16 protein-coding genes are annotated in these 24,651 nt (G+C 36.9%); 2 read left to right on the forward strand and 14 right to left on the reverse strand.

From position 1 onward, the window contains the following. Window positions 1-152: 152 nt before the first annotated feature. From IPM51_16095 to IPM51_16105, 3 genes are read right to left on the reverse strand one after another with little or no spacing between them, the layout of a single operon-like run. A complete protein-coding gene (locus IPM51_16095) occupies window positions 153-842 on the reverse strand; it encodes a DUF2461 domain-containing protein (protein ID MBK9285818.1) in 690 nt (229 codons plus the stop codon). Beyond that, window positions 839-3,571: a formate dehydrogenase subunit alpha gene (gene fdhF / locus IPM51_16100; protein MBK9285819.1), complete on the reverse strand. Its 2,733-nt coding sequence runs from the start codon at window positions 3,569-3,571 to the stop codon at window positions 839-841. Before fdhF ends, IPM51_16095 begins: the two co-directional genes overlap by 4 nt. Window positions 3,572-3,576: 5 nt before the next feature. Then, window positions 3,577-5,226, reverse strand: coding sequence for an NAD(P)H-dependent oxidoreductase subunit E (locus IPM51_16105; GenBank protein ID MBK9285820.1), 1,650 nt, complete (start codon window positions 5,224-5,226; stop codon window positions 3,577-3,579). A gap of 845 nt (window positions 5,227-6,071) precedes the next feature. On the opposite strand from IPM51_16105, the gene IPM51_16110 reads away from it, so the two are divergent. Further along, complete coding sequence (locus tag IPM51_16110) at window positions 6,072-7,022, forward strand: T9SS type A sorting domain-containing protein (GenBank protein ID MBK9285821.1); 951 nt, start codon at window positions 6,072-6,074, stop codon at window positions 7,020-7,022. Beyond that, window positions 7,019-10,414: a tail fiber domain-containing protein gene (locus IPM51_16115; protein MBK9285822.1), complete on the forward strand. Its 3,396-nt coding sequence runs from the start codon at window positions 7,019-7,021 to the stop codon at window positions 10,412-10,414. Before IPM51_16110 ends, IPM51_16115 begins: the two co-directional genes overlap by 4 nt. A gap of 8 nt (window positions 10,415-10,422) precedes the next feature. Here IPM51_16115 and fdhD read toward each other — a convergent pair whose 3' ends face one another. The 11 genes from fdhD to IPM51_16170 form a co-directional block, all read right to left on the reverse strand. Beyond that, the gene (gene fdhD / locus IPM51_16120; protein ID MBK9285823.1) at window positions 10,423-11,196 is read right to left on the reverse strand and encodes a formate dehydrogenase accessory sulfurtransferase FdhD; all 774 of its coding nucleotides are present in this window, start codon (window positions 11,194-11,196) and stop codon (window positions 10,423-10,425) included. Further along, the gene (locus IPM51_16125; protein ID MBK9285824.1) at window positions 11,193-12,872 is read right to left on the reverse strand and encodes a formate--tetrahydrofolate ligase; all 1,680 of its coding nucleotides are present in this window, start codon (window positions 12,870-12,872) and stop codon (window positions 11,193-11,195) included. The genes fdhD and IPM51_16125 overlap by 4 nt, the downstream gene beginning before the upstream one ends. A gap of 196 nt (window positions 12,873-13,068) precedes the next feature. Next, window positions 13,069-13,956 carry a hypothetical protein gene (locus tag IPM51_16130; protein MBK9285825.1) on the reverse strand — a complete coding sequence of 296 codons (888 nt, stop codon included), beginning with the start codon at window positions 13,954-13,956 and terminating at the stop codon, window positions 13,069-13,071. 14 nt (window positions 13,957-13,970) lie between these two features. Further along, window positions 13,971-14,300 carry a 2Fe-2S iron-sulfur cluster binding domain-containing protein gene (locus IPM51_16135; protein MBK9285826.1) on the reverse strand — a complete coding sequence of 110 codons (330 nt, stop codon included), beginning with the start codon at window positions 14,298-14,300 and terminating at the stop codon, window positions 13,971-13,973. A 52-nt stretch (window positions 14,301-14,352) separates the two neighbouring features. Then, window positions 14,353-14,754: a methylmalonyl-CoA epimerase gene (gene mce, locus IPM51_16140; GenBank protein MBK9285827.1), complete on the reverse strand. Its 402-nt coding sequence runs from the start codon at window positions 14,752-14,754 to the stop codon at window positions 14,353-14,355. Further along, complete coding sequence (locus tag IPM51_16145) at window positions 14,750-15,664, reverse strand: J domain-containing protein (protein ID MBK9285828.1); 915 nt, start codon at window positions 15,662-15,664, stop codon at window positions 14,750-14,752. The genes mce and IPM51_16145 overlap by 5 nt, the downstream gene beginning before the upstream one ends. A gap of 2 nt (window positions 15,665-15,666) precedes the next feature. Then, on the reverse strand, window positions 15,667-17,109 hold the full coding sequence (locus tag IPM51_16150) for an aldehyde dehydrogenase (GenBank protein MBK9285829.1): 1,443 nt from the start codon (window positions 17,107-17,109) through the stop codon (window positions 15,667-15,669). An 81-nt stretch (window positions 17,110-17,190) separates the two neighbouring features. Beyond that, window positions 17,191-17,763 (reverse strand): hypothetical protein, encoded by a 573-nt coding sequence (locus IPM51_16155; GenBank protein ID MBK9285830.1) that lies wholly within the window; start codon window positions 17,761-17,763, stop codon window positions 17,191-17,193. 226 nt (window positions 17,764-17,989) lie between these two features. Next, window positions 17,990-19,918, reverse strand: coding sequence for an AAA family ATPase (locus IPM51_16160; GenBank protein MBK9285831.1), 1,929 nt, complete (start codon window positions 19,916-19,918; stop codon window positions 17,990-17,992). Then, window positions 19,918-20,808, reverse strand: coding sequence for a sterol desaturase family protein (locus tag IPM51_16165; GenBank protein ID MBK9285832.1), 891 nt, complete (start codon window positions 20,806-20,808; stop codon window positions 19,918-19,920). Before IPM51_16165 ends, IPM51_16160 begins: the two co-directional genes overlap by 1 nt. A 69-nt stretch (window positions 20,809-20,877) precedes the next feature. Beyond that, on the reverse strand, window positions 20,878-24,648 hold the full coding sequence (locus IPM51_16170; GenBank protein ID MBK9285833.1) for a gliding motility-associated C-terminal domain-containing protein: 3,771 nt from the start codon (window positions 24,646-24,648) through the stop codon (window positions 20,878-20,880). Between the last annotated feature and the right edge of the window lie 3 nt (window positions 24,649-24,651).

Consider the following 24,651-nt stretch of genomic DNA (forward strand, 5'->3'; position numbering starts at 1 on the left):
GTGAAACTTACTTGCAGAATAAAAAATATTCATTAAGAGTTTAGTTAGTTTGACATTTCAAATTTTCGAAAACGATTTCTTGTTTAATTCGAATTCAATTAATGATGCTACAATTGTGTCAAAAAAAAATTTCAATTGATGTGGCTCATGAATTACTGATCGGCTTCTCCATTACTATTACTTCCTAATACTTCACTCATATAATCAAAAAACACCCTCAAATCTTTAAATGCTTTATTCATTTCTTTATAAAATCCGGGTTTTAATACCTGTGCATCAGTAAATTTTTTCACAAAGAAAAATTGTTTGTGTTTTAATATTTCTATTGCCGGATGATCTTTGGCATATCCGCGGGGAGCAGAATTTACTTTCTCTCCAACCAGTTCACTAAAAGTTCCTTTCAGCTTTTTATTGGCTAATAATTTTTTCCAATCCTTATAATTGTAATCAATATCTTGTCGGATAAGCGCTAAATCATTAGGCTCAGGCCCGTAAAAGCCACCTGCAACTAAAGTATTTCCGGGGCTAATTGAAAAGTAATACCCGCCTCTTAATTTTTTTGTGGCTCTTTTAAAACCGCCGGCAAAATGAATTTTGTAAGGAGTTTTGTCTTTTGAAAAACGGGTATCGCGATAAATGCGCATCAGTGCATTTTTTCCGCTTGCTGTTTCAATATTGTCATGTTTACGCATTTCTGCCAACAACATATCGGCAAATGCAATCACATTTTCATGAGCATGGATATACGTCTCCTTATTTTTATTAAACCAGTCTCGATTATTATTTTTTGCTAATTTTTTAAGAAAAGCAAATGTTTCAGGACTTATCTGAGCGGCACTCATTTTATCGCTTCGGCTAATTTTTTCTTAGCTCCTTTACTTTTACGAATGTTGACAGCTACAACTTTATATTCCGGACAAAGCGCTTCGGAGTCGTGTTCATCCCCGGTAATGATGTTTAGCATTATTTCAGGAAAGTGAAAAGTAGTACTTAAAATACCCGGCTTAACTTCTGTTGTAACTTTTGCTTTAACATCCACTTTACCACGTTCTGATTCTACGCAAACTAAATCACCGGAATTAATTAAGTGTTTTTGTGCATCATCAGGATGAATTAAAATTACATCTTCAGTTAAAATTTCCACATTGCCTGTTCTTCGTGTCATTGTTCCGCAGTTATAATGTTCTAATTCTCTGTTCGTAGTGAGAATGTATGGGAAAGTTTTTCCATTCTTCTGAATTTCTCCACTTTCTTTCCAATCGAAATAATGAAATTTACCTTTTCCTCGTTTAAATGAATCAATGTGCAATATTTCAGTGTCACTTCCATCTTTTGCAACAGGCCACTGCTTACCATTATCTCCTAATTCTTCCCACTTTACACCGGCAAAGAAAGGTACAATTTGTGAAATCTCTTCTAACATGGTATCGGGTTTATAAGCAGCTTGTTTGTAACCCATTCTGTTCATGATGTCTACAATAATTTCTCCATCGCCTTTAGTGCCCGGTAAAGGGTCAACAGCTTTATTCACGCGTTGAATTCTTCTTTCGGCATTGGTATAAGTTCCACTTTTTTCAAGGAAAGTGGCTCCCGGTAAAATTACCGTAGCATACTTGGCGGTTTCTGTCATAAAAATTTCCTGAACAACCAGTAAATCTAAATTTTCCATGGCGGCAATTACTTTGTTGGTGTTAGGGTCGGTTTGCACAACGTCTTCACCCATTAACCAAAGTGCTTTTAATTTTCCGTCAATTGAAGCGTCGAACATTTCCGGAATTTTTAATCCTTTCCCAACCGGAATTTTTGTATTGTAAAAATCAGAATACAGTTTATTTATTTCAGGGTCATAAGAATCTAAATAACCTGCACCCTGATGAGGCTGACAGCCCATGTCGGCAGCTCCCTGTACGTTATTTTGCCCACGTAATGGATTTACACCAACACCTCTGCGACCAATATTCCCGGTAATCATAGCTAAATCTGAAATAAGCATTACGGTAAATGTACCCTGCGTGTGTTCAGTAACGCCTAATCCGTGAAAGGACATGGCATTAGGGGCTTTAGCATATGCTAACGCGGCAGTTCTCACCAAATTTCTATCTACGCCGGTAATTTTTTCCATTTCGGCGATATCTACTTTTAAAATTTGATTCTTGAAATCCTCATACCCTTCGGTTCTGTTTTCAATAAATTCTTTTGCTTCAGCTCCTTCACTTATGATGTAATATAACATCATATTTATCAATGCAACATTTGTACCAGGCTTTAGCTGTAAATGATAAGTAGCATATTTTGCCATTTCCGTTCTTCTTGGATCAATAACAATACTAGGCTTGCCTGACATGGCGAATTGTTTTAGTTTAGCTCCGGTAACCGGATGAGCATCGGTTGGATTTGCACCTATTACCATTATACAATCCGTATACTTAATATCTTCTACCGAATTGGTAGCGGCTCCGGTTCCGAATGCCTTTTGCATACCTAATGCAGTAGGCGAGTGACACACACGCGCGCAGCAATCTATATTATTGGTACCGATAACGGCACGAATGAACTTCTGCATCAGATAATTTTCTTCATTGGTACAACGAGCGGAAGAAATTCCGGCAATGGAATCGGGTCCGTATTGCGTTTTGATAGAAGTTAATTTATCTGCAATAAAGTCATAAGCTTCATCCCAGCTAACGGACTCCAACTTACCGTTTTTTCGAATTAATGGAGTTTTTATTCTATCAGGATGATTATAAAATGAGAATGCAAACCTTCCTTTTAAACAAGTATGTCCTTGATTTACTTCAGCAGTATAAGGTGCCTGAATGGATTTCACTTCGCCACTTACTACCGAAACTTCCAAATTACAACCCACACCACAATACGTACACACTGTTCTTACTTTTTCATCGGCAACTATAGCTTTGGATTCAAATACATCAGAAATAGCAGAAGTGGGACAGGCTTGCGCACAGGCACCACAACTCACACATTCAGACTCCATAAAACTTTGATCTAATCCTTTAATAATTTTAGAATCAAATCCCCGACCGGACATACTCAAAACAAATTGCCCCTGCACTTCATCGCAGGCACGCACACAGCGATAGCAATTAATGCATTTGGATAAATCGGAAGTCATGTAAGGATGACTTTTATCTTTTTTTCTATCCAAATGATTTTCTCCTTCCGGATAACGAACATCACGCACACCAACTCTGGCGGCAACGGTTTGTAATTCACAATTACCATTTACTTCGCAGGTTAAACAATCCAACGGATGATCGGTTAAAACCAATTCGATAATATTTTTACGCAGTTTTTCAATTTCTTTTGAATCCGGATAAATGTATTGACCCTCCATCACCGGCGTGTGGCATGAAGCCATGGCTTTGGATTTACCGTCTTTACTGAGCGCTACATCAACAGAGCACACGCGGCAAGAGCCGAATGGATCAAGATTTGGCGCATCACATAAAGTGGGCACTGCATTTTTTCCTTTATACCTTTTGATAAAGGATAAAATAGTTTCCCCTTCTTTAATTTCAAATGGAGTATTATTGATATAAGCTACTTTCATATGACTTAATTAAAATATTTTTTTAATTCTGAATTAAAATATTGCATGGCATTTCTAACGGGTAGCGGAATACCGCCACCATGCGCACAAAGTGATCCTTTTTCAAGGGTGGTTAGTAAATCATTAAACAATTCCTTTTCAATTTTGTATCCCTCGTTGATTGCTTTGCTGGCTAACTCATGTCCTCTTTTTGTCCCAAGACGACACGGAAAACATTTACCACAACTCTCGTAGGCTGCAAAATCAAAAAGATGTTTAATAAAATGCATGATCGGAAAATCTTTTGGGATACTTACTACGGAAGCATGACCAAGTAAAAATCCATTGGAAGAGAAAGATTCAAAATCAATGGTTAAATCATTGAATTTGGAAGAAGGAACAAGTCCACCTAATGGTCCTCCAATTTGTAAAGCTTTTACCGGAGATTTAAATCCGCCACCGCATTCTTTGATAACGGTTGACAGCGGTGTGCCCATATTTACTTCATAAATACCGGGTTTTTTAAAGAAACTATCTAAGCTTACTAATTTAGTTCCTGAAGATTTTTCTGTTCCAATAGCTTTCCAAGCTGCTCCTCCGTTCTCAATGATAAAATGCAAAGCAGCTAAAGTTTCCACATTATTTACTGTGGTAGGTTTATTAAACAAACCTTGCTGAGCCGGGAAGGGAGGACGAACTCGGATTTCAGGTCTTTGTCCCTCAATAGAATTGATTAAGGCTGTTTCTTCTCCGCAAATGTAAGAACCTTGGGCCTGAATAATTTTAAAATCAAAATTAAAGGAACTTCCTCTTATGTTTTTTCCAATTAGGCCTTTTTCTCTTATATCGTCAATGGCTTTTTGGGTAATTTGAATTGCTTCCGGATATTCGGCTCGGATATAAATTACACCGTAAGAAGCATGCGCCACATAACCGGCAATAAGCATACCAAATAATACGGAGTGAGGTCTTTCTTCCAACAAATAACGATCGGAATAAGCGCCGGGATCTCCTTCATCGGCGTTACAAATAATAAATTTCACCTCATTCTTTACATTTCTGCAAAACTCGAGTTTGGTTCCCATGGGAAAACCTGCTCCGCCTCGGCCGCGAACGTTAGATATTTTTATTTCATTTAAAATGCTGGCAGAATCGGTATTTAAGGCATTTACAAAGGGCTTGTAATAATCATCAATATTGGTAAACGCTTTGGTTAGAATTTCCTCACCTATAGCTTTAACCTGATAATTGTCTTTTACCGGAGCTGTTTTTTTAGCATCAAATTTTATTTTTTTGATGGCTTCTCCCGAATAATTATTTCCCTTATAATGAAAAGCACTATTTTCGTGGCAGCGGCCCAGACAAGTCATGTGCCCAATTTCATCTGCTTTAAAAGTCTTTTTTAATTTTTTTATTACGGCATCCTGAGTGCCTGCACAAACGCAAGCGGTGCCATTGCACACGTACACTTTTTTATTTTTATTTTCCGGACGAAGAAAATCGTAGAAGGTGGAAGTGCCATAAGTGTTGGCAGTGCCAATTAGAAATTCCTGAGCCAGTTCTTCCAATTTTTTGGGATTTGGTGTGCCGCTTTTTTCGGCAAGTTTTCCGAGTTTATCAAATAAATTATTTTCTAAACCTTTTCTACCGGAAAGTTCACTTAGATTCTTTGACATAGTTGCAAATTTAAGCTACTGAAAACTACTTTCAGTAAGGGATTAAGGTACGGCTATTTTTTGTGGATTCCAAATTTTGCAAAAGTGTGTATTGCCTATGAAAAAGTGGTTTTGAAATTACTTTTTGGGGCTTATTTAATCGGGCTTTAACAAATTAGGAACGAGCACATTTGGTTATTTAATCGATATGTTTAACTGTTGTAGATTGGGCGAAGGGTTTTTGGTAATCGGATTTTATTATTTTAAACCATAAAAGAAATAAAAGATCATAAAAGTGTTTTTGGTTTTTGAGTTATTAGTTACAAGTTTTTAGTTGTTGGAATTCCCGAATGTCAAGTTGAGCGCCTGCCTTCCGTAGAAATGGTAGTCGAAGCGTGGCACACTGAGCGTGTCGAAGTGTGATTCCCAGAACAAACCCAAACTTTTAACCACATAGTTTCATAGTTATTTTTTCGAGTTGAATTGTAAGATTAGATTTACATAGGAAAATTATTAAAATAATTTTAAGCATGCGAACTTTCCTACCGGAAATTAAATTGTTTTATATTCTAAACCGTAAAAGGAACAAAAGATCATAAAAGAGTTTTTGGTTGGAGGGTTTTTTGTTGTAGGAATTATAGATGTAAGATTTTTGTGTTTTCGTCAGCTTCATCATAGCGCTTGTTTATAAAATGTTCACAAAATCAAAAAAAAAAAAACGCTATTTGAACTTACATTGGGGTTTAATTTGTTCCCGGTACTTGGCCTCTTTGTACTGTTACTTTTTACACTCGGTTCTTATTGTAAAATTGACACTATTTGATTATATTAGCTTTACTGCGCATAAGTAGTGTAGTATAAACTATATGAGAAATAAAATTATAATAATTGTTTTTATAAGCGCGTTTAAAATAAATGCACAGGTGAATTTGGTACCGAACCCGAGTTTTGAGAGTTATACGTGTTGCCCAAACTCTACTGGTCAGCTAAGTTGTACTGAAAATTGGGTTTGGGTTGGTGCATCTACCGATTATTATAATTCGTGTGCAATATCTGGAGGTGTTTCTGTTCCAAGCAATATATATGGTTATCAGATAGCAATAGGTAATGCATATGTTGGAATGAATACTTTCATAATCGGAGAAACTGCCCCATTTACAATTCGAGAACCTATTGGTTCTCAGCTCATTTCTCCATTGCAAATTGGTCAAAAATACTTTTTATCATTTAAGGCTGTTTTAACATTGAATGATTTTGAAAGTTGTTGCGCCAGTAATAAGTTAGGTGCTCTTTTGTCCACAATCCCTTTTTCCAATCAAAACCCAGCACCAGTTAATAATTTTGCACATGTTTATTCGAATTCGATAATCACCGACACTTTAAATTGGACAACTATTAATGGATCATTTATTGCCGATTCAAATTACAATTTTATTTCAATAGGCAATTTTTATACTTCTATTAATACTCAAACTATAGATTTTAAAAACAATTATCCTCAAACAACCGCTGCATACTATTATATTGATGATGTTAGACTTTCTACGGACTCATTATTCACAGTGCAAAGTTTGGCTAAAAAAGAAATTAATAAAAAAATTAGTGTTTGGCCAAATCCGTTCGATAATCTAATAAATATATCAAGTTCATTTCAGATTAAAGAGACTCAGATATTTAATAGTGAAGGAATTCAACTAATTGAGAATAATACTCCAAAAAGTGTTTTAAACTTAAGTCATTTTAAGAGTGGAATATATACATTGATATTAAAGGACAATAATCTAAATAAATATTATTATAAAATAATCAAATTATGAAAAAACTAATCTTCTTCTGTTTTTGCATTTTAAAAACTTACAACTTTTATTCACAACTTCAATGGCAAAAAGGTGGTAATAATATTGCACCACCACCATTTCCACCGACAATAGGAAGTAATGCAACTTGGAATTCCCAAATAAAATTTATTACAGCGGGAATAGATAGAGCTATGTTTAATCCAAATGTTACCAATGTAATAAATGGACAGCCCGCAATACCTCGTAATGGCTTTTTGGGCGTTGGTAATCCTTTATTTTTCATGCCCCCTTCTTTCAGTGGAACAGGTCCTTTTAGCGTATTGCATTTAAATGGTGATAACAGCCCTATTAATGGCCCACAACAGGCTGGTTATCGAAATTGGATGCACTATGGTATTGTGAGCACGCACAATAGAGATTTAATGTTTATGGGTCAACGTTCTAATGGTGCTTATGATGTTACCGATGCCGTTTTTGCCTGGGCAGATAATAATGTTCAAGATAATATGGTATTTACTTTCTTAACCGAAGGTGGTCCTGGCCCTGGAGATTTAACCGGTTCAGGTCCTAACGGTCGGGAAATTGTTCGTTATACGTCCGGCGGTAATATTGGTGTAGGTCCAAGATTTAACGGAGCCTTTGCACCACAAAGTACCCTTCACATGCATAGAGAAAATTCAGCAAATAATTTCCTACAAATCACAAATCAGGCAAGTCCTATAGCCGGTAATCCACTTACAAATGCACCTGGGCCAACTGCCGTAGGCGGACTTGATGGACTTCGTTTAGGAATTGATGCTCCAAACAATGGATATTTGGTTAACACGGAAAACAGACCAATAATTTTTGGCACTAATAATGCAGAAAGAATGCGCGTAATGAATATTACCAATTTAACTTTTCCATTTCCACTAAATCCCGGAGGACTAGCCGGTGATTTAACCAGAGTTTCTATTTCACATAATCCGGCAGCTCCTCTTACAAGACCTTTGGCAGCATTGCATATTGGTTATAATACCGGAAGTATTTTAGGCCCGGCAACCACAGATGGTTGGAGAAACTGGATGGACTGCGGTATGTTGGTTACCAGAGAAACCGATAATGTGTACTTAGGATTAAAACCTGAACCGGGTGGATTTTTTGGACAAAACAGACAAGACGCTGTACTAGCTTGGGGTGATGATCTTTCCAATGTTCCGGGAAATGTTGGTCCTGATCGTTTCAGAATAATATTCACCACTTTTACCACCGCCACTTCACCAACCGTTATGACAAGTCAAAACGGTTTAGAGTTTGCAAGATTTACACCGGGCTTACTTAATAACAATACAGTAGCGCATCCAAAAATAGGAATCGGAGATTTTCAATCCATGGGTAATTTAGACCCAAACAATACTGTAGAAATTAATACACCACTAGGCGCTGCACCATTAAGTTTAGGAGCGGGAGTAAATGCTCCTTTCATTCCCGGTTCATGGCCAGGTTCAACAGGAGCAAGTGGACTTCGCTTTAGAGATTTAACTAGCTTGAGTGTCGTTGTTCCTACAGTATCTTATGCACAGGCAACTATTAATCCAACTAAAGTTCTTTCTGTAGATGGAAACGGAGATGTAGTATTGATCAATCCAGCCGCAACGGTTTTAACCAATAATGGAATATCAACCACATCAACGGGAATTGTACAATTAGGAATAAATTGTCCAGAAACAAACACAGCAATAGTTTCTCAATTTCAATTGATAAACAACAGGCAGGTACCAATGAACAATAATAATTTTGTTTTCACAAACACCAATGGTTTATTTGCCGGACAGAATAATGTTGGAGTTGGTACGGGTTGTGTTCCCGGGAATAGACTTGAGGTTGATAGGAATACCGGGCTTGCATTTACTAGTGGATTGCGTTTAAGTCAGTTTGCCGTTGGTGCACCAACGGTAGCTGCCTTTCAAAACCGTATATTGAGCGTAGACGCATCCGGCGATGTTATTTTATCAACTGTTCCAACACCAACCGGGGGAGGAACTAGTATAGGAAATTATTGTAATCTTCCACAAAATCCCTTGGTAGGTTCAGATTATGAAATCCCAACGGGAGGATTTAACTATCGCTTTACAGGGCAATCAATAATTGCACCAGGAGCACCTCAACAAGACATGGTTTCCATTGGGTATCCTTGCGCCGTACCATTACCTGTTTCAAAATTCAGTGTACTCGAACAACAGACTGTTGCAGTTGTTCCTTTTGAAAATTATGCCGGTCATTTCAAAAACAGTAATATTCCAGACGCGTCTTCAGCTAATTTTATTACCGGTGGCGTGTTTGGCCAAGCTCGTGGTAATGTATCAGGCTTTATCGCATTTCCTCCTCCAGTTAATTCTGGCGGTGTTTTTCAAGCTTCTGGCGCTCTTGGTAATATTGGTGTATTTGGTAGAATTTCAGGAACAACAACTCCTCAGCTTTTTGCAAATAATGGCCCTTATGCAATTGGCGGTTGTTTTATATCTGATTCGAATATGGTTGTTGGTGGGGGAATATTTACCACTATGAATTATGGAGTTTATTCATACGCAGATAATTCTAGTGCAAGTTCAAATTTCGGGGTATTTACAGAATCTCCAATAGGTCTAAATAATTCTGCTTTATTTGTAAGCGGAGATGCGTTTATTACAGGTTCAGATAATTTTGCAAGTGATCAAATTTTAAAACAAAACATCACTCCACTTTCGAATGCTTTAACAACAATTAATCAGTTACAACCAAAATCATTTAATTATAATAACAGTCTATATCCGCAAATGAATCTGGCATCTGGGCTTCAATTTGGATTAATTGCACAGCAAGTTCAAACTGTGCTTCCAAACATAGTTAACAGTACAACTTATCCTCCCAAATCATTAAATGGCCAGAATTATCCGGCACAACAATATCTTACTCTCGAATATACACAACTAATCCCGATCCTAATTAAAGCTGTACAGGAGCTAAGTGCACAAAATCAATCTCAGGATTCTCTTATTCAAGTTCTTACTCAAAACATAAACGCCTGCTGCGAAAATCAGCAAGCCAAACAAACCGGTGTTAATGGTAATAATCAGCAAGCTCAAGAACAAATCCTTAATCAATTAAATGTTGACTTAAGCGATAAGGATGTAATTGTACTCAACCAAAACATCCCTAATCCTTATGCAGAGCATACCATCATCACTTACAATGTTCCGGCACAATATGGTTTTGCTCAAATCATTTTTAAAACCATTGATGGTAAAATCATTAAAGCCGTGGATATTGAGAAAAAAGGCCGAGGTCAACTCAATGTATTTGCCGCAGATTTAACTAACGGTTTGTATATGTACACCTTAATTGTGGATGGCAAGGAAATTGATACCAAGAAAATGGTGAAGCAGCAGTAAGTTTTTTATTAAGCGTAAACCGTTAATTTACCTTCCCGGCAAAAGGCCATTAACTCAATGCCCAGTTCTTTAGAGAAATCAACGGCTAAACTGGAAGGTGCTGAAACCGCAGCCAAAGCCGGTATGCCGGCCATAAAACATTTGGAAACAATTTCATAACTCACGCGGCCGCTTACTAACAAAATATTGGCTTGTTCTAATTTTTCCTCCATTAATAGTGCGCCAACTACCTTGTCCACGGCGTTATGTCGTCCAATATCTTCCCGTACAACCAGCATGTTTCCATTTTTATCAAAGGCTGCAGCGCCATGACAGCCCCCGGTTTTGGTAAATAAATTTTGATTTTTTTGCATGATCTCAAAGAGGGACGGAATTTTAGTGTAAGGAATTTCAGATCGCTTGCTGATATTTCCGGCTCTTCCTTCAAATGAAGTTCTACCGCATATGCCGCAGGAGGCCACTGATAATAACTGTCTTGAATTTAAATATCCGGTTCCTAATATTTCTTTATTGATATTTAAAGAAACACTATCAATTATTCCGGATTTATTATGTTGTATCACCATTTTCGGGTGAGGATTTTTTTTTCGGTAAATATCTTCACAATAAAGCAATCCTCTTACCAAATCCAATTCATGGCCGGGAGTTTGCATGGTAATGCTTAGGGGTTCAGAATTAATAATAATTTGAAGGGCTTGCTCTAAGAGTAAAGCATCCTCCACTTTTTTTTCTTCCCCTGTTGCACTAATTTTTTTGCCCTGATATATTTCGGATTGCTTCAAGATAATCCGGAAATTTTTCCTTCGCTGTCTATATCCATTCCTTCTGATGCCGGAATGGCTGGTAAGCCAGGCATACGCATCATATCACCCAGAATCGGAATTAAAAAGCCGGCTCCGGCTGCAATTTCAAATTCACGCACGGTAATTTTAAATCCGGTTGGCCTGCCACGTAATGCTTCATTATCTGAAAATGATTTTTGCGTTTTAGCCATACAAATGGGCAAATGGCTTAATCCTAAATTTTCAATTCGTTTCAATCCGGTAAGCGCTTCTTTGGCATACACAACACCATCAGCCCCGTAAATTTCTTTGGCAATTTTTTCTATTTTTTCTTTCACCGGTGAATTCCAATCGTAAAGTGGTTTGAAATTACTTTTACCGCTTTCTACTGCAGCTACAACGGCTTCGGCTAATTTAGCAGTTCCTGCACCGCCTTTGGCCCATCCTTCTGACTTCACGGCCTGAACACCCATGTCGGCACATTTTTTAATAATTAAATTAACTTCTTCTTCGCTGTCTGTGTGCCTGCTATTAATAGCAACTACAGGTTGTAAACCAAACTTCTTAATATTTTCAATGTGTTTTTCAAGATTTGCAAATCCTTTTTCAACGCGTTCCATGTTTGGCGTATCGTATTCTTCCGGATTGGCTCCGCCATGATGACGTAATGCGCGAATGGTAGCCACTAACACAGTTGCTTTTGGTTTTAATCCGGCGTAAGCACATTTAATATCCAGGAATTTTTCTGCTCCTAAGTCGGCACCAAATCCGGCTTCGGTTACCACGTAATTACTTAAACTTAATCCCATTTTTGTAGCAATGATGGTATTGGTTCCTTGCGCAATATTGGCAAAAGGTCCACCGTGTATAATTGCGGGATTTCCTTCTAGGGTTTGTACTAAATTCGGACGAATAGCATCTTTTAATAAAATAGCCATGGCTCCTTGCGCTTTTAAATCACGCGCATAAATAGGTTTGCGATCATACGTAAAGCCAATAAAAATATTTCCGAGACGAGTCTTTAAATCATTTATGTCTTTACTCATACATAAAATGGCCATTACTTCACTGGCGGGCGTAATATTAAATCCGTTTTCGCGAGGCACACCATTACCTGTGCCGCCTAAACCAATTACAATTTGACGTAAGGAACGATCATTCATATCCATTACCCTTTTCCATAAAATGGTGCGAGGATCTATGCCTAGATTTCCGGATTTGTTTTGAATATTATTATCTATTAAAGCAGCCAATAAATTATTTGCTTTTTCTATAGCAGAAAAGTCGCCTGTGAAATGCAAATTAATATCTTCCATAGGTACCACCTGAGAATAACCACCACCTGCGGCCCCACCTTTAATACCAAAAACCGGACCCAAAGAAGGTTCTCTCAAAACTGCAGTAGCTTGTTTACCGATATGGTTTAATCCTTCAGTAAGACCAATGGAGACCGTTGTTTTTCCTTCTCCGGCAGGAGTTGGCGTTAATGCGGAAACCAATATTAAATTATTTTGAGCAACTTTTTTATCATCGATTAAATGAAGAGGGAGTTTGGCCTTGTATTTGCCGTACATATCAATATCATCTTCGCTTACTTTTAATTTGGCGGCTATTTTTGAAATGTGCTGAAGTTTTGCAGCTTGGGCAATTTCTAAATCTGAAGGTACTTTGCTCATCGTGATTGGTTTTTTAATTTAGGTTTGAATTTAACTTATAATGGTTTAATTGGTGATAGTTATTTTTAATCCAATCGAAGGTATAAGTTTTTTTAAGCAAAGTCAACTAAATAACAACTTTCAAATGCTTAATTGGCAATGAATTACAAAAGTATTGGATTTAATGCCAAAATAGAAAAAAGTTTATGTTCTAATGTTACCAAATGTGCCATTGACTTTGAGCATCATTAAGTATTATTTTTTTTCTTCCAAAAAGCATTCTTCCACCAATGAATACGGGTAAAGCAGCCATAGAAATACTACTTATTTGCTGTGCTTTATTAAAATTAAAAGACGAGCCTTCAAAAGAAATAACAGGAGAAATTACTAAAGCAGAAAAAACGGAGGCCGCCATTCCCCAAGCCATAACTTTATTCCAGGTTTTTCTGTTTATTTTAATGGAATGCAAATCGCTGTATGCAATTTTTTGTGTATTTAAAGGAAACGTATCTCGACCGCTTTCTAAAAAATAATTTTGTGCGATTCGATTTGAATCTAGAAAAATAGTATCTCCTTTGATTAAAAGAAATCCACCTTTGTGCTTCGTAAAATCTGAATTGTTTTTTGTTTTACTCTTGATTTTAATATTGTCAAATCGATTAATGTTTTTACTTTTATTGGAATGACTAAACCATAAAAAAGAATAAGCAGCCGTATCATTTCCGATTCGAATATTTTTTAAAGTGTTTTTCAGATGTAAGGAAAGTGTTTTGGGAGATGTATTTGTTTTAACCTCATACCAGAAAATTTTTGTGGAATCTTTAAAATGATAATTAAGAATTAGCAATTCACCAATTAGTTTAAACTTAGCCGATGAATCTAATGCCGAATCAACTAAAGTTTTTTGAATGCATGTTCCATCACTTTTAAATTGAATAGAAGAACTAGAATTATTTTCCTGAACAAGATTTAATAAAATAGGGGAAGAATCGCTTAAATTTTGGGTGAAGTGCCAAGGTTGTTGTATTAATTGCTTATACAGATTTTGTGAAAGTCCGTTCAGCATTAAAATAGTGAATAGGGTAATTAAAACCGATTTTCTCAAGTGTAAAAAATTTATCAGGCTAAACCATCACCCATAATTTTAACTTTTAATCCGTTCATTTCCGGATTTAATTTTAATTGGCAGGATAATCTGGACGTATCCGTAATATTAGGTAAGGTATCAAGCATGGCGTATTCGTCTTCACTAATAGCAGGAAGATTAACCGAGTCAGACAATACTTCAACGTGGCAAGTTGCGCATAAGGCCATCCCTCCGCAAGTTGCAAGTATGTCGTATTCATTGCCCTTTAAAAATTCCATGAGACTCAAACCCATATCTGTTGGTGCAATTAATTCTGTTTCTTTTTCATTTTGATCGATTACAATTATTTTTATGTCTTTCATTAGTCTAAAATAAAGCAGTGGTTAAACTATCGGTATTAGTATGGTGGTACAATTAATTTTTTTCCTGACACAATTCAATTAGAATTCCGTTGGTAGATTTCGGATGTAAAAAACAAATTCTTTTATTATCTGCACCGTCTTTCGGACTTTGATGAATTAATTCAAAACCTTCTTCTTTTAAGCGGGTCATTTCTTCCTCAATATTATCCACTTCAAATGCAATGTGATGCATGCCTTCACCTTTTTTCTCAATAAATTTTGCAATGGCGCTTTCTGAATTAGAAGCTTCCAGCAATTCTATTTTAGAATCGCCGATTTGAAAAAAAGAAGTCATTACTCCTTCACTTTCCACTGTTTCAGATTTATAGTGACTTTTGCCGAATAATTTTTTAAATAATTCGTTACTGGATTGAATGTTTTTAACAGCGAAACCCAGATGCTCAATTTTTTTAATCATAATTTTTTTTATCAAAAAATTCCTGTTCGTTTATTTTTGTGAAGCCCTCATTAATGCCGGAAACCAAAGTTAATTCATTTAACGCATTTATTTCAAAAGGCACGTCGTTTTTATAAAATTCTTTGTTTTGTGTGAATCCGCCGGGTTTATTAGCCTTATTTATTTTTGAGGGCTTCCAGTTTTTACCTAAAGAATAACGAATATTAAATAACTGACCGGGTAATTGTGTGATTTCTGCTAAAAAACCATCAGCTATGTAAACGCTTCTCACAAATTCCTTTTCATTAAATAAAAGAAAAACGGCATCGTTTCCGGTTTGATTTTTAATGGTAAGATTTACTTTTGCGTTTAAATTATATTGCATTTTACCAAAATGTTCCTGATAGGGAGAATCACCCATTTTAAGTCCGGAGAAGGAAGCTTCAATGATAGGGTTTGTATTTTCAATCGGTGGTTTTGAGTCAGCAGATAAATTTACAATGAGCAGAAATAAGGCAACGGCAAGCGGAGTAGCAAATAAAATATATTTGTATTCGTTATAATTTGTTTTTATTTCGTTAGGATTAACTTTTGGTATGGGATTTGTTTTGGCATATTTACGAATGTGTTCATCGTAATATTTTCTTCGTTTTAGCTCCTGTTCTTCAAAAGACCAATTTTTTGTTCCCGGTTTTTTATAATTCGTTTTGGTATTGGAGTTGCGATAGTATTTCAATTTCAGATCATAAGATCTTCGCAAAGAAGGATTGCCTAAAATTTCGTAGGCTTTTCTGATTTTCCGAAATTGATCTTGACCATTTGGATTTTTGTCAGGATGAAAAAGTTTAGCCAATTTTCTGAAAGCCGCTTTAATTTCTGCTGCGGTGGCGTTTTCTTTTACGCCAAGTATTTCATAGTAATTTATCAAAATTAATAGCGGATACAAACATTTTTAGGCTCGGTAAAGAATTCAATGGCCTCAAATCCTCCTTCTCGCCCAACGCCACTTGCTTTTACCCCGCCAAACGGCGTTCTTAAGTCACGAAGCAACCAGCAATTTATCCAAACAATACCGGCGTGAATTTGCGCGGCAACTTGATGAGCACGACTTAAATTCTCGGTCCACACGGTACTCGCTAAACCGTACATGGTTGCGTTTGCTAACTGAATTGCTTCTTCATCCGTATCAAAGGGCTGAATGGTTACAACGGGTCCGAATATTTCTTCCTGATTTGTTCTGCAGTTTTGATTTAATCCTTCAATTACTGTAGGAGAAATATAATAACCTTCACTTAATTCGGCACTTGGAACTACCAATTCGCCTCCACAAAGCACTTTTCCTCCTTCTTGTTTTGCCAATTCTATATAAGATAATATTTTATCACGATGACCTTTACTTACTACTGCTCCAATTTTTGTTTTTTCATTTTGAGGATCACCAACAGTTAATTCTTTAACCTTGGCCACAAATTCAGTTTTAAATTTATCATAAATTTTTCGTTCAACAAGAATTCTGGAACCACACAAACAAATTTGTCCTTGATTACTAAAAGACGATAATAAAGTAGTACTCATCATTTTTTCAAAATTGCAATCTGCAAATATGATATTTGGATTTTTGCCACCAAGTTCTAGAGATAATTTTTTAAACATGGGTGCGGCAATGGAAGCAATTTGTTTTCCGGTTGTAGTTCCACCGGTAAAGGAAATAAGCGGAATATCTTTATGCGAAACTATGGCATTACCAACCTTAGCACCTAAGCCGTGCACAATATTCAACACACCGGGAGGCAAGCCGGCTTCAATACAAATTTCAGATAATAAAAATGCGGTCATTGGAGTTACCTCGCTTGGTTTTGCAACAACAGTGCAGCCGGCAGCAAGAGCCGGAGCAATTTTCCAGCTAAATAAATATAAGGGTAAATTCCAGGGCGAGATGCATCCGGCAACGCCAACGGCTTGTTTTAATGTATAGTTAATAGCAGTATCTTCCATACTATGCGAATGAGATGCAAAATGTAAAATACCCGTACCGTAAAAATTGAAATTTGCAGCGGCTCGTGGAATATCAACCGACTTAGCTAATTTTAAGGGTTTACCGTTGTCGATACTTTCGGCAAGAGCCAATTTATCTAAATTTTTTAAGATTAAATTTGAAATTTGAATCAGTATTTGAGATCTTTTATCTTTTGAGGTATTGCTCCATTCCTTAAAGGCAGCTTTTGCCGCTGCATACGCCAGTTCAACATCCTGTTCATCACTATCCGGAATGTAAGAATAAACTTTTCCGTTTGAAGGGTTGTAGTTATCCAAATAGGATTTGGAAATAGGTTCAATTAACTTTCCGTTAATATAATTTTTAATATACACCATAAAATTAGCTCCATAAAGATACTAAATTTAATGTGTATTGATTATAGTGCTGAGCTTACATTTTTTAAATATTTGACAGAGTTAAAGTTGGAAAACTGACTTTACATCCACACGGTATTGTTTAATTTTTATTAAGATGTAAAATGACTCAATTTGCGAAATTAATGTCCATACAAAGGCTACATTAAAAACTATTTGCGCTTCATTTCCGACTAAACGATTAAGTACAACTAATACAAATAAGACCGACCTAACTTTAATCGCGTAGGTATTTAGTGCCAGGTGATTTTTAAATTTAATATAACAGAGCAAGTGAAGACCCATTTCGAGTACTAGTAAAATTAAGAGTAGGGTCATATTGGATTGAATAAATTCAGTTTCATTAAAGGCTAAATAAAAAAACACGCTCAACCAAAAAAACAAACCGGTTTGGGCACTATATTGACGAAGTTTTCTGGAATATAGTTTATGTTTCCTGGCTAAATAGGCATCCATTAAATCAAAAGTTAATGTTACTAATAAGGCAAGGGTTATTAAAAATGACGAAAATGGAATTGAAATAAAAACCTGAGATAAAATTCCAAAAGCTAAAATCAATCTGCTTTTGGCAATCAGAAAATGAACCGGATTAAAATGTTGTAATGTTGTTTTCATATTAAATTAGTTTTGTTGCCACAAATTTATTGGAAGAGCAAGGGACTGTTTTGCGGAATAATGGCTCACAATAAGTAGGATTTGTGTGATTTGCAGAAGGAATTAATTTTGATAAAAACTCCATATGTGAATTTGCATTTTTTGCAAATATGATAGATTTAATGCCAATAAAATGCGAATATTAGAAGGGGAATGCGGTAAAAAATAAAAATAAAATCGCAAGGAATTAAGCCCATTCCCAAGCAGAACGATAGGCTCCATTTTTCTCACAGTATTCTAAGAAAGCAGCGTAGAATGGATGAACACCAACGGTGGCACTGTCTCCAATAATTACCAGTTTTTTCTTGGCTCGGGTAATTGCTACATTCATTCTTCGTAAATCGGATAAGAACCCAATTTCTTTTTTATCATTACTTCTAACTAAAGAAATATAAATTACATCCCTTTCTTCACCCTGAAAGCCATCAATTGTTTTAATATTAAGCGAGGCTAATTTATTCGTATTTAAAGGGAAAGCCGATTGATTATCTTTTAACCATTCAATTTGTTCTTTATAAGGAGCTATGATGCCAACATCCACGGCAGGGTATTCGGGATAATCCATGTACTCGGTTAATAATTGTTGCAGATGTAAATACACCAACTCTCCTTCTTTTGGATTGGAGAAACTCAATGATTCCGGATTTTGAATTTCATCATAATTACATCCTGCAGTGTCAATAAATTCTATGCTTTTATGCAGTAAACTTTCCTCATTATTTACTAAACAATTTTCGATTACGCTGGCATCTGCAGTTAATTTACCTTGGTAAAAATATTCATTACTAAAACCCATTATGGCATTACTCATACGATATTGGTGATTCAATAATACAACGGTATTTTGTAATAGCATTGTTTTATCAAATAAGGTTTCAGCTAATCCCATTTTTTTGGCCTGAACACTTTTTACAACAGGAGGTAACTGAAAGTGGTCTCCACTAAGAATGATACGTTCGCACTTCAAAAGAGGTATCCAAACCATGGGTTCAAGAGCCTGTGATGCTTCATCAAAAAATAAGGTTCTGAATTTTTTGCGCGCCATATTTTTAGAATTACTACTAACAGGTGTACAACATATTACCTGAGCAGTTTTAAATAAATCATCTGTGATGTGATCTTCCAATAAGCGTGCTTCTTTTAAACAATTACGCGCTTCGGTATAAAACGTTGCTCTTTGTTTGGCATCTTCCTTACCAAATACTCTTTTGTATTTGCCGGCCATTCTGAAATATTCTTCGGCGGTTCTTCGTAAATTTTTTATGTCTTTGAAAAAAGGCGATGAATTTAACCGACCATCAATACTGCATTGTTGTAAATCATCTGATATTCTGGCCGGATGACCTAAGCGTAAAACCTGAATGCCCTTTTGAAATAACTTTTCAGTAATTAAATCAACGGCTGTATTGGTTGGCGCACATACCAATATTTGATTTTCTGTTTGCAATGTAATTCGAATAGCTTCTATAAGTGTTGTGGTTTTACCGGTACCAGGAGGGCCGTGAACTATTCCAATATCATTTACCGAAAGTATATGTTGAAGTGCTTTGTTTTGCGATGTATTTAATTGTTGTACTTTAAAAATTGTTTCGTTTTTTGTAAATGAAATCTCAAGAGTTCCTTCTATCATTTCACGGAGTTCAGCCGTTCGGTTATTTCGTGCCTTGATTACATGATCTAAGGCGTTCTGCATCTCTTGATAACTGTTGTCGTCAAATTGAATATTAATTCCCAGTTTACCTTCAAAACACCAATCCGGTAACTCATCATATGGGACAATTATTTTTAAAGTGTTTTTTGAGGCGTTTTTAATTATCGCCTGAAGTGTGTGCTGTTCATCAGAATAATTGCTGAACAAATTAATATTTTTTCCACTGCTAAATTGGTGCGGAGTGTCTACATGTGAGGTGCGTTCTATTTCCAACTGTAGATATTCGCCATTTCCTAGTTCTTCAGAATTGATTTTTACAGGATACCAGGTTAGTCCGTTTTTTCTTCGTTGATCAATCCCAACTCTTAAAAACTGGTCCTGATAAAGCCTGTAGTCTTCGTCACGTTCAATCTGAAGTGTTTCTTTGAGCTTGAGTAATCTTTGAATAGCTGCTGTATCAGACATTAGGGTGTTTTCATGAATGTTTCATTTCTTAATTGAGAACTGGTTTTTGTAGAGCCGTCGTGACTCCATCCGGGCGGACCAAAAACATACATGAGTTTTGCTTTTAGTGAAGATTTCTTTTTTAGATCTTTCCAAATATTAATCCATTCATGAAAAACTAAAGTAAAAGGATTTGAATTTTTTAAATTAGTAGTAAGACCGTACTTTACGGGATCGCTTTCTTCTTCTTTTTGAAATGTGCCAAATAGTTTGTCCCAAATAATCAGCATCATGCCCATGTTTTTATCCAGATATCTTATATTACTACCGTGGTGTACGCGATGATGAGAAGGAGTAACCAAAATGTATTCCAGCAAACCTAATTTATCAATAGCTTGTGTATGAACCAGAATGCCGAATATCTGAGTAGCACTATAAGCAAACATTATATCCAATCCATCAAATCCACACAAGGATAGTGGAATAAAATAAATAAAGCGATAAAGCGGCTGGAAAACGGATGACCTAAATCCTACACTTAAGTTAAATTCTTCGCTACTGTGATGAGTTACATGTATAGCCCAAAAAAATCGGCAATAATGATCAATTCGGTGAAGCCAGTAATACATAAAATCTTCAAACAAAATTAAAGTAATCCAATATAAAATGCCATGGGTTGGCCAAGTGAAAACATGAAATTGAAAGAAATAGGATAATACCAGTAAACAAAGTGTTCGCACTAATATATCAAGACCCATATTTAATGCAGTTAAATAAATATTAGCTAGTGTGCCTTTAGTGGAATAATAATTTTTTTTATTGAAATAGGAATAAAATATTTCAATGCCAATAACAATAGCATAAACCGGTACAGAAATAAGGACTAATAAAGATTCTCTGAATTCATTCATTTAGGTGCAAAGATAAAAAGAATTTGAAGTGTTAAAATATGATCTTCATCTGATATTTAAGAAGAATATTTAATACATCACTTGTACATAGCCTCTGTACACCGTATTATTTGCATCGCCCAATTTCAGTATAAAATAATAAGTTCCTGCAGGTAGTTTGCCGGAAGTTTTTTCAGATGTGCCGTCCCAGTTATTTTCGTACGGTGATTTTTTATGGATTAAATTTCCCCAACGATTATAAATTACAAGTTCATTATGAGGAAATTGATGGAGCCCTTTTATTTCAAACAAATCATTTTTTCCATCTCCATTAGGGGTAAACACTTGCGGAATAGGCCCGAAACCTAAATCATTTATCACTAAAGTTTTTGTTACGGAAGCAAAGCAACCATCCGGGTTTTCAATAATCAAAGTTACCGTATAAGTTCCCGGTGAGGTATAATTAAAATTAGGAGAATTTAGAACGGAGGTATTTCCATTTCCAAATTGCCATTGGTTATTACTATTATTTAAACTGGTATTGCTAAAAGTGATTAAAACCGGCGCAACACCTCCGTCAGGGTTAAAAGTAAAGTCAGGAAATAAAGTAGACTGATAAATGCTTATAGCAGCACTACTGCTTCCACAAACATTAGTATAAGTAACAATGTAGTTTCCGGCCGCATTTACAGTTTCGGTGTTTGCCGTATTGGAAGAACTATTCCAGGCATAAAGTGTACCGCCGTTAATTCCGTTTGCAGTCAGCGTAGCTGTTTCTCCTGAACAAATCATTATTTTATTGGCAGTTAAACTTACAATAGGTGCGCTTTGAAAAAGAACATTGATTGTTTCGCTATTAACACCACACGAATTACTTATAGCTGCAGTATAAATTCCACTAACGGAAGTGGTAAAGATTGGTCCGGATGCTCCTGTATTCCAAGAATAAGTTCCGCTTGTACCGTTTGCTGTGAGTGTTGCCGTTTGACCTTCACAATAGAATGGTGAAGAAGCATTAATGGATAGGGTGGGCAATGGACCGTTTAGAATATTGAATGTGGCAGTAACGGCGCCCGGGCACTCGTTAGTTAGTGAAACAGTATATACGCCGGTATTTGTTACGGTAATAGACGAAACATTTCCAGCTCCGGTGCTCCACGCAAAAGTTCCTGTACCGCTGGCGGTTAAGGTTACACTGCCGCCTGAGCATATGGTATTACTACTTGCTGCTAAATTTACACTTGATGAACCATCAGAAATATTAATTGAATAGACGGAAGATCCGCAGGCATTTGTTAAGGTGGCTGTGTATATCCCGGGAACGTTAGTTGAAATAGATGGTGTATTGCCGGCGCCGTTGCTCCATACAAAGGTACCTGTGCTTCCTGAAGTATTTAAAGTAACGCTTTGGCTATTACAAATTATAGTGGAAGAAGGAATAATGGTAAATATTGGAGCTGCGCCTCCAGTCACCGTTGCGCTTTGAACGGAAGATCCGCAAACGTTAGTAATGGTAACGTTATAAACACCGCTTGTGGTTGTAGTAATTACACTAGCTGTTGAACCCGTACTCCACGAAAATGTTCCTGTACCGCCGTTGGCTATGATAGTGGCTGTTGACCCCCCACAAATATTAAAACTATTAGAATTTAAACTTAAAGTTGGCGATGGTGTTATGCTAACGGTTGCGGTGTTTGTGTTATTGCAATTATTTCCATTGGTTCCGGTAACAGTATAAATAGTTTGTACTGTAGGGGAAACAGCAATTGTAGAAGTAAAAGCACCGGTACTCCAGGTGTAATTTAGGGCTCCATTGGCTGTGATTTGCACTGAAGAACCTGCGCAAGTGGTAGGAGAATTAACAGTTATCGTTGGAATATTGATTATTGTAATTGTTCCGGTAACACTAGCAGAACATAAACCAGTGGTGCCAGTAACCGAATAAACAGTTGTAACACTTGGTGAAGCGCTTATTGTATTCGTAACTGCACCGGTACTCCAAGAGTATGTCGCCGCGCCATTTGCAGTTAAGGTTGAACTGTTGCCATTACAGGCAGTGGCAGAACTAACGGTTACCGTTGGGCCATTATTAACTGTAATAAATACCGGATCTCTATAAGTACCCGGACAAGGCTGAGCATATAAAGTAAATACACCTGTTGATGTAAAAGTTGGAGTAACAAAAGTTGTTCCTGAACCAATTGGAGTTCCTCCGGCACTTACGGTGTACCAGGATATTGCCGATGTACCGCTCGATGCACTGACTGTTGCTGATGTATTAATACATGTTGTGGCATGTACAACAGAGATTGTGGGACTGGGAGCAATTACTGCCGTTGATCCACTTCCGCCGGCTGTTGATCCGTTAGGCGGAAAATTATTTTGAATAGAATTTGCATTGCCCGTTTGCAAACCGTTAGTGCCTCCGGCCACACTGTTCAAAGGTAAAACTCCGGTAACCCCTATATACCCACCACCGCCACCACCACCGGGGCCATAGGAGTTAGAATTAGGAATTCCACAATTGTTAGAAACATTACCACCATTTCCACCCCTTACACTTATTGCAGTAGCATTGGTTAAATTGGTGGTTCCAATGATATCTAAGATAACAGTTCCGCCACCTCCTGCGCCACCGGCACCGTCATTTGTAGCACAACCCGTTGTAGAATTAGAACCATTTCCTCCATTGGCTAATATTGTTCCTGCTCCGCTAATATTTCCATAGCATAAAATATATACCAGTCCGCCTCCTCTTCCGCCTGCACCCGATCTATTATCGTTTCCGTGTCCGGCACCTCCACCTCCACCCACAAATAATTTTCCGGTTGAATAATCCAATGGCCAGCCACCAATTCCACCCATTACTCTTCGATTATCGCCACCCCATGCGCCTGCACCGGGAGCAGTAGTGCCCGGATTTTGGTTGGAGTTAGACCAAGTATAACCTCCTCTTCCACCACCGGAAGAAGTACTCCCTGCAAAACCGGCCGATTCTAAATTCCATGCTGCATTAAATCCTGCTTGTGGATTTCCTCTTCCGTTATAGGCGGATAATAATCCAACATTGGCGCCACCTCCTCCACCGGAATTATGTGTAGTACCACCTCCGCCTCCATTTGCCATGGCACCCCGACAATGTTGAGCTGAGTACGTCTGATAACGCGTGGTATCACCATTTACAGATTCACCTTTATATGCTCCTTCACTTTGGCTTATGTGTCCGAATTTATTTCCGAAGGTTACCAATGGCAAAACCATTCCCGGAGTAGATCCTCCGCGAAAAGCCAAAGCGCTGGCGTTAAAAGAGGGTGTTGAAGTTAATGTACAATTATTAGCAACTTCAACTACTATCACGCCGCCAACAGTTCCATTCCAGGCCGGACAAGTAATATTTCCCGCTCCGCTTACGGATAAGGTGGTATAACGAGGAACTTTGATAACCTGAACTTTATTTAAATAAGAATAATTTTTTGACAAGCTGCAATCAAAAACCAAAGTGGTATTATTTGGGATTACCCTGATTTGAGCAAATTCGTAATTACCGCAATTATTGTAATTTGTTATTCCCCCGTAAGTTGTATTTGTTGGGATAGAACTGTTCACATCAGGAAATAAAGTATCTCTTCCGGCATTCACACTTACACCTTGCATTTGAATTATAAAAATCAAATCACCAATTGCAAATCCGGCAGTACTTCCAACACTAATGGTTGATGAGCCTCCTGCATTAGCTGTTAATGGTGTGTAAATATTTACTGTGCTATTAGCTAGTGTAATATTGCCGGCACCATCTTTTCCTCTTTGCGAGAAGATTATAAAATTTGAAAACAGGAATAAGATAAAAAAGAAATGCCTCATAAA

Source organism: Sphingobacteriaceae bacterium (assembly GCA_016715905.1).
Classification (GTDB): domain Bacteria; phylum Bacteroidota; class Bacteroidia; order B-17B0; family Aurantibacillaceae; genus Aurantibacillus.

Coding starts and splice junctions, on each gene's coding strand:
- IPM51_16095 (MBK9285818.1), bottom strand. CDS start 842: ATGAGTGCCGCTCAGATAAGTCCTGAAACATTTGCTTTTCTTAAAAAA.
- fdhF (MBK9285819.1), bottom strand. CDS start 3,571: ATGAAAGTAGCTTATATCAATAATACTCCATTTGAAATTAAAGAAGGG.
- IPM51_16105 (MBK9285820.1), bottom strand. CDS start 5,226: ATGTCAAAGAATCTAAGTGAACTTTCCGGTAGAAAAGGTTTAGAAAAT.
- IPM51_16110 (MBK9285821.1), top strand. CDS start 6,072: ATGAGAAATAAAATTATAATAATTGTTTTTATAAGCGCGTTTAAAATA.
- IPM51_16115 (MBK9285822.1), top strand. CDS start 7,019: ATGAAAAAACTAATCTTCTTCTGTTTTTGCATTTTAAAAACTTACAAC.
- IPM51_16125 (MBK9285824.1), bottom strand. CDS start 12,872: ATGAGCAAAGTACCTTCAGATTTAGAAATTGCCCAAGCTGCAAAACTT.
- IPM51_16135 (MBK9285826.1), bottom strand. CDS start 14,300: ATGAAAGACATAAAAATAATTGTAATCGATCAAAATGAAAAAGAAACA.
- IPM51_16150 (MBK9285829.1), bottom strand. CDS start 17,109: ATGGTGTATATTAAAAATTATATTAACGGAAAGTTAATTGAACCTATT.
- IPM51_16155 (MBK9285830.1), bottom strand. CDS start 17,763: ATGAAAACAACATTACAACATTTTAATCCGGTTCATTTTCTGATTGCC.
- IPM51_16160 (MBK9285831.1), bottom strand. CDS start 19,918: ATGTCTGATACAGCAGCTATTCAAAGATTACTCAAGCTCAAAGAAACA.
- IPM51_16165 (MBK9285832.1), bottom strand. CDS start 20,808: ATGAATGAATTCAGAGAATCTTTATTAGTCCTTATTTCTGTACCGGTT.
- IPM51_16170 (MBK9285833.1), bottom strand. CDS start 24,648: ATGAGGCATTTCTTTTTTATCTTATTCCTGTTTTCAAATTTTATAATC.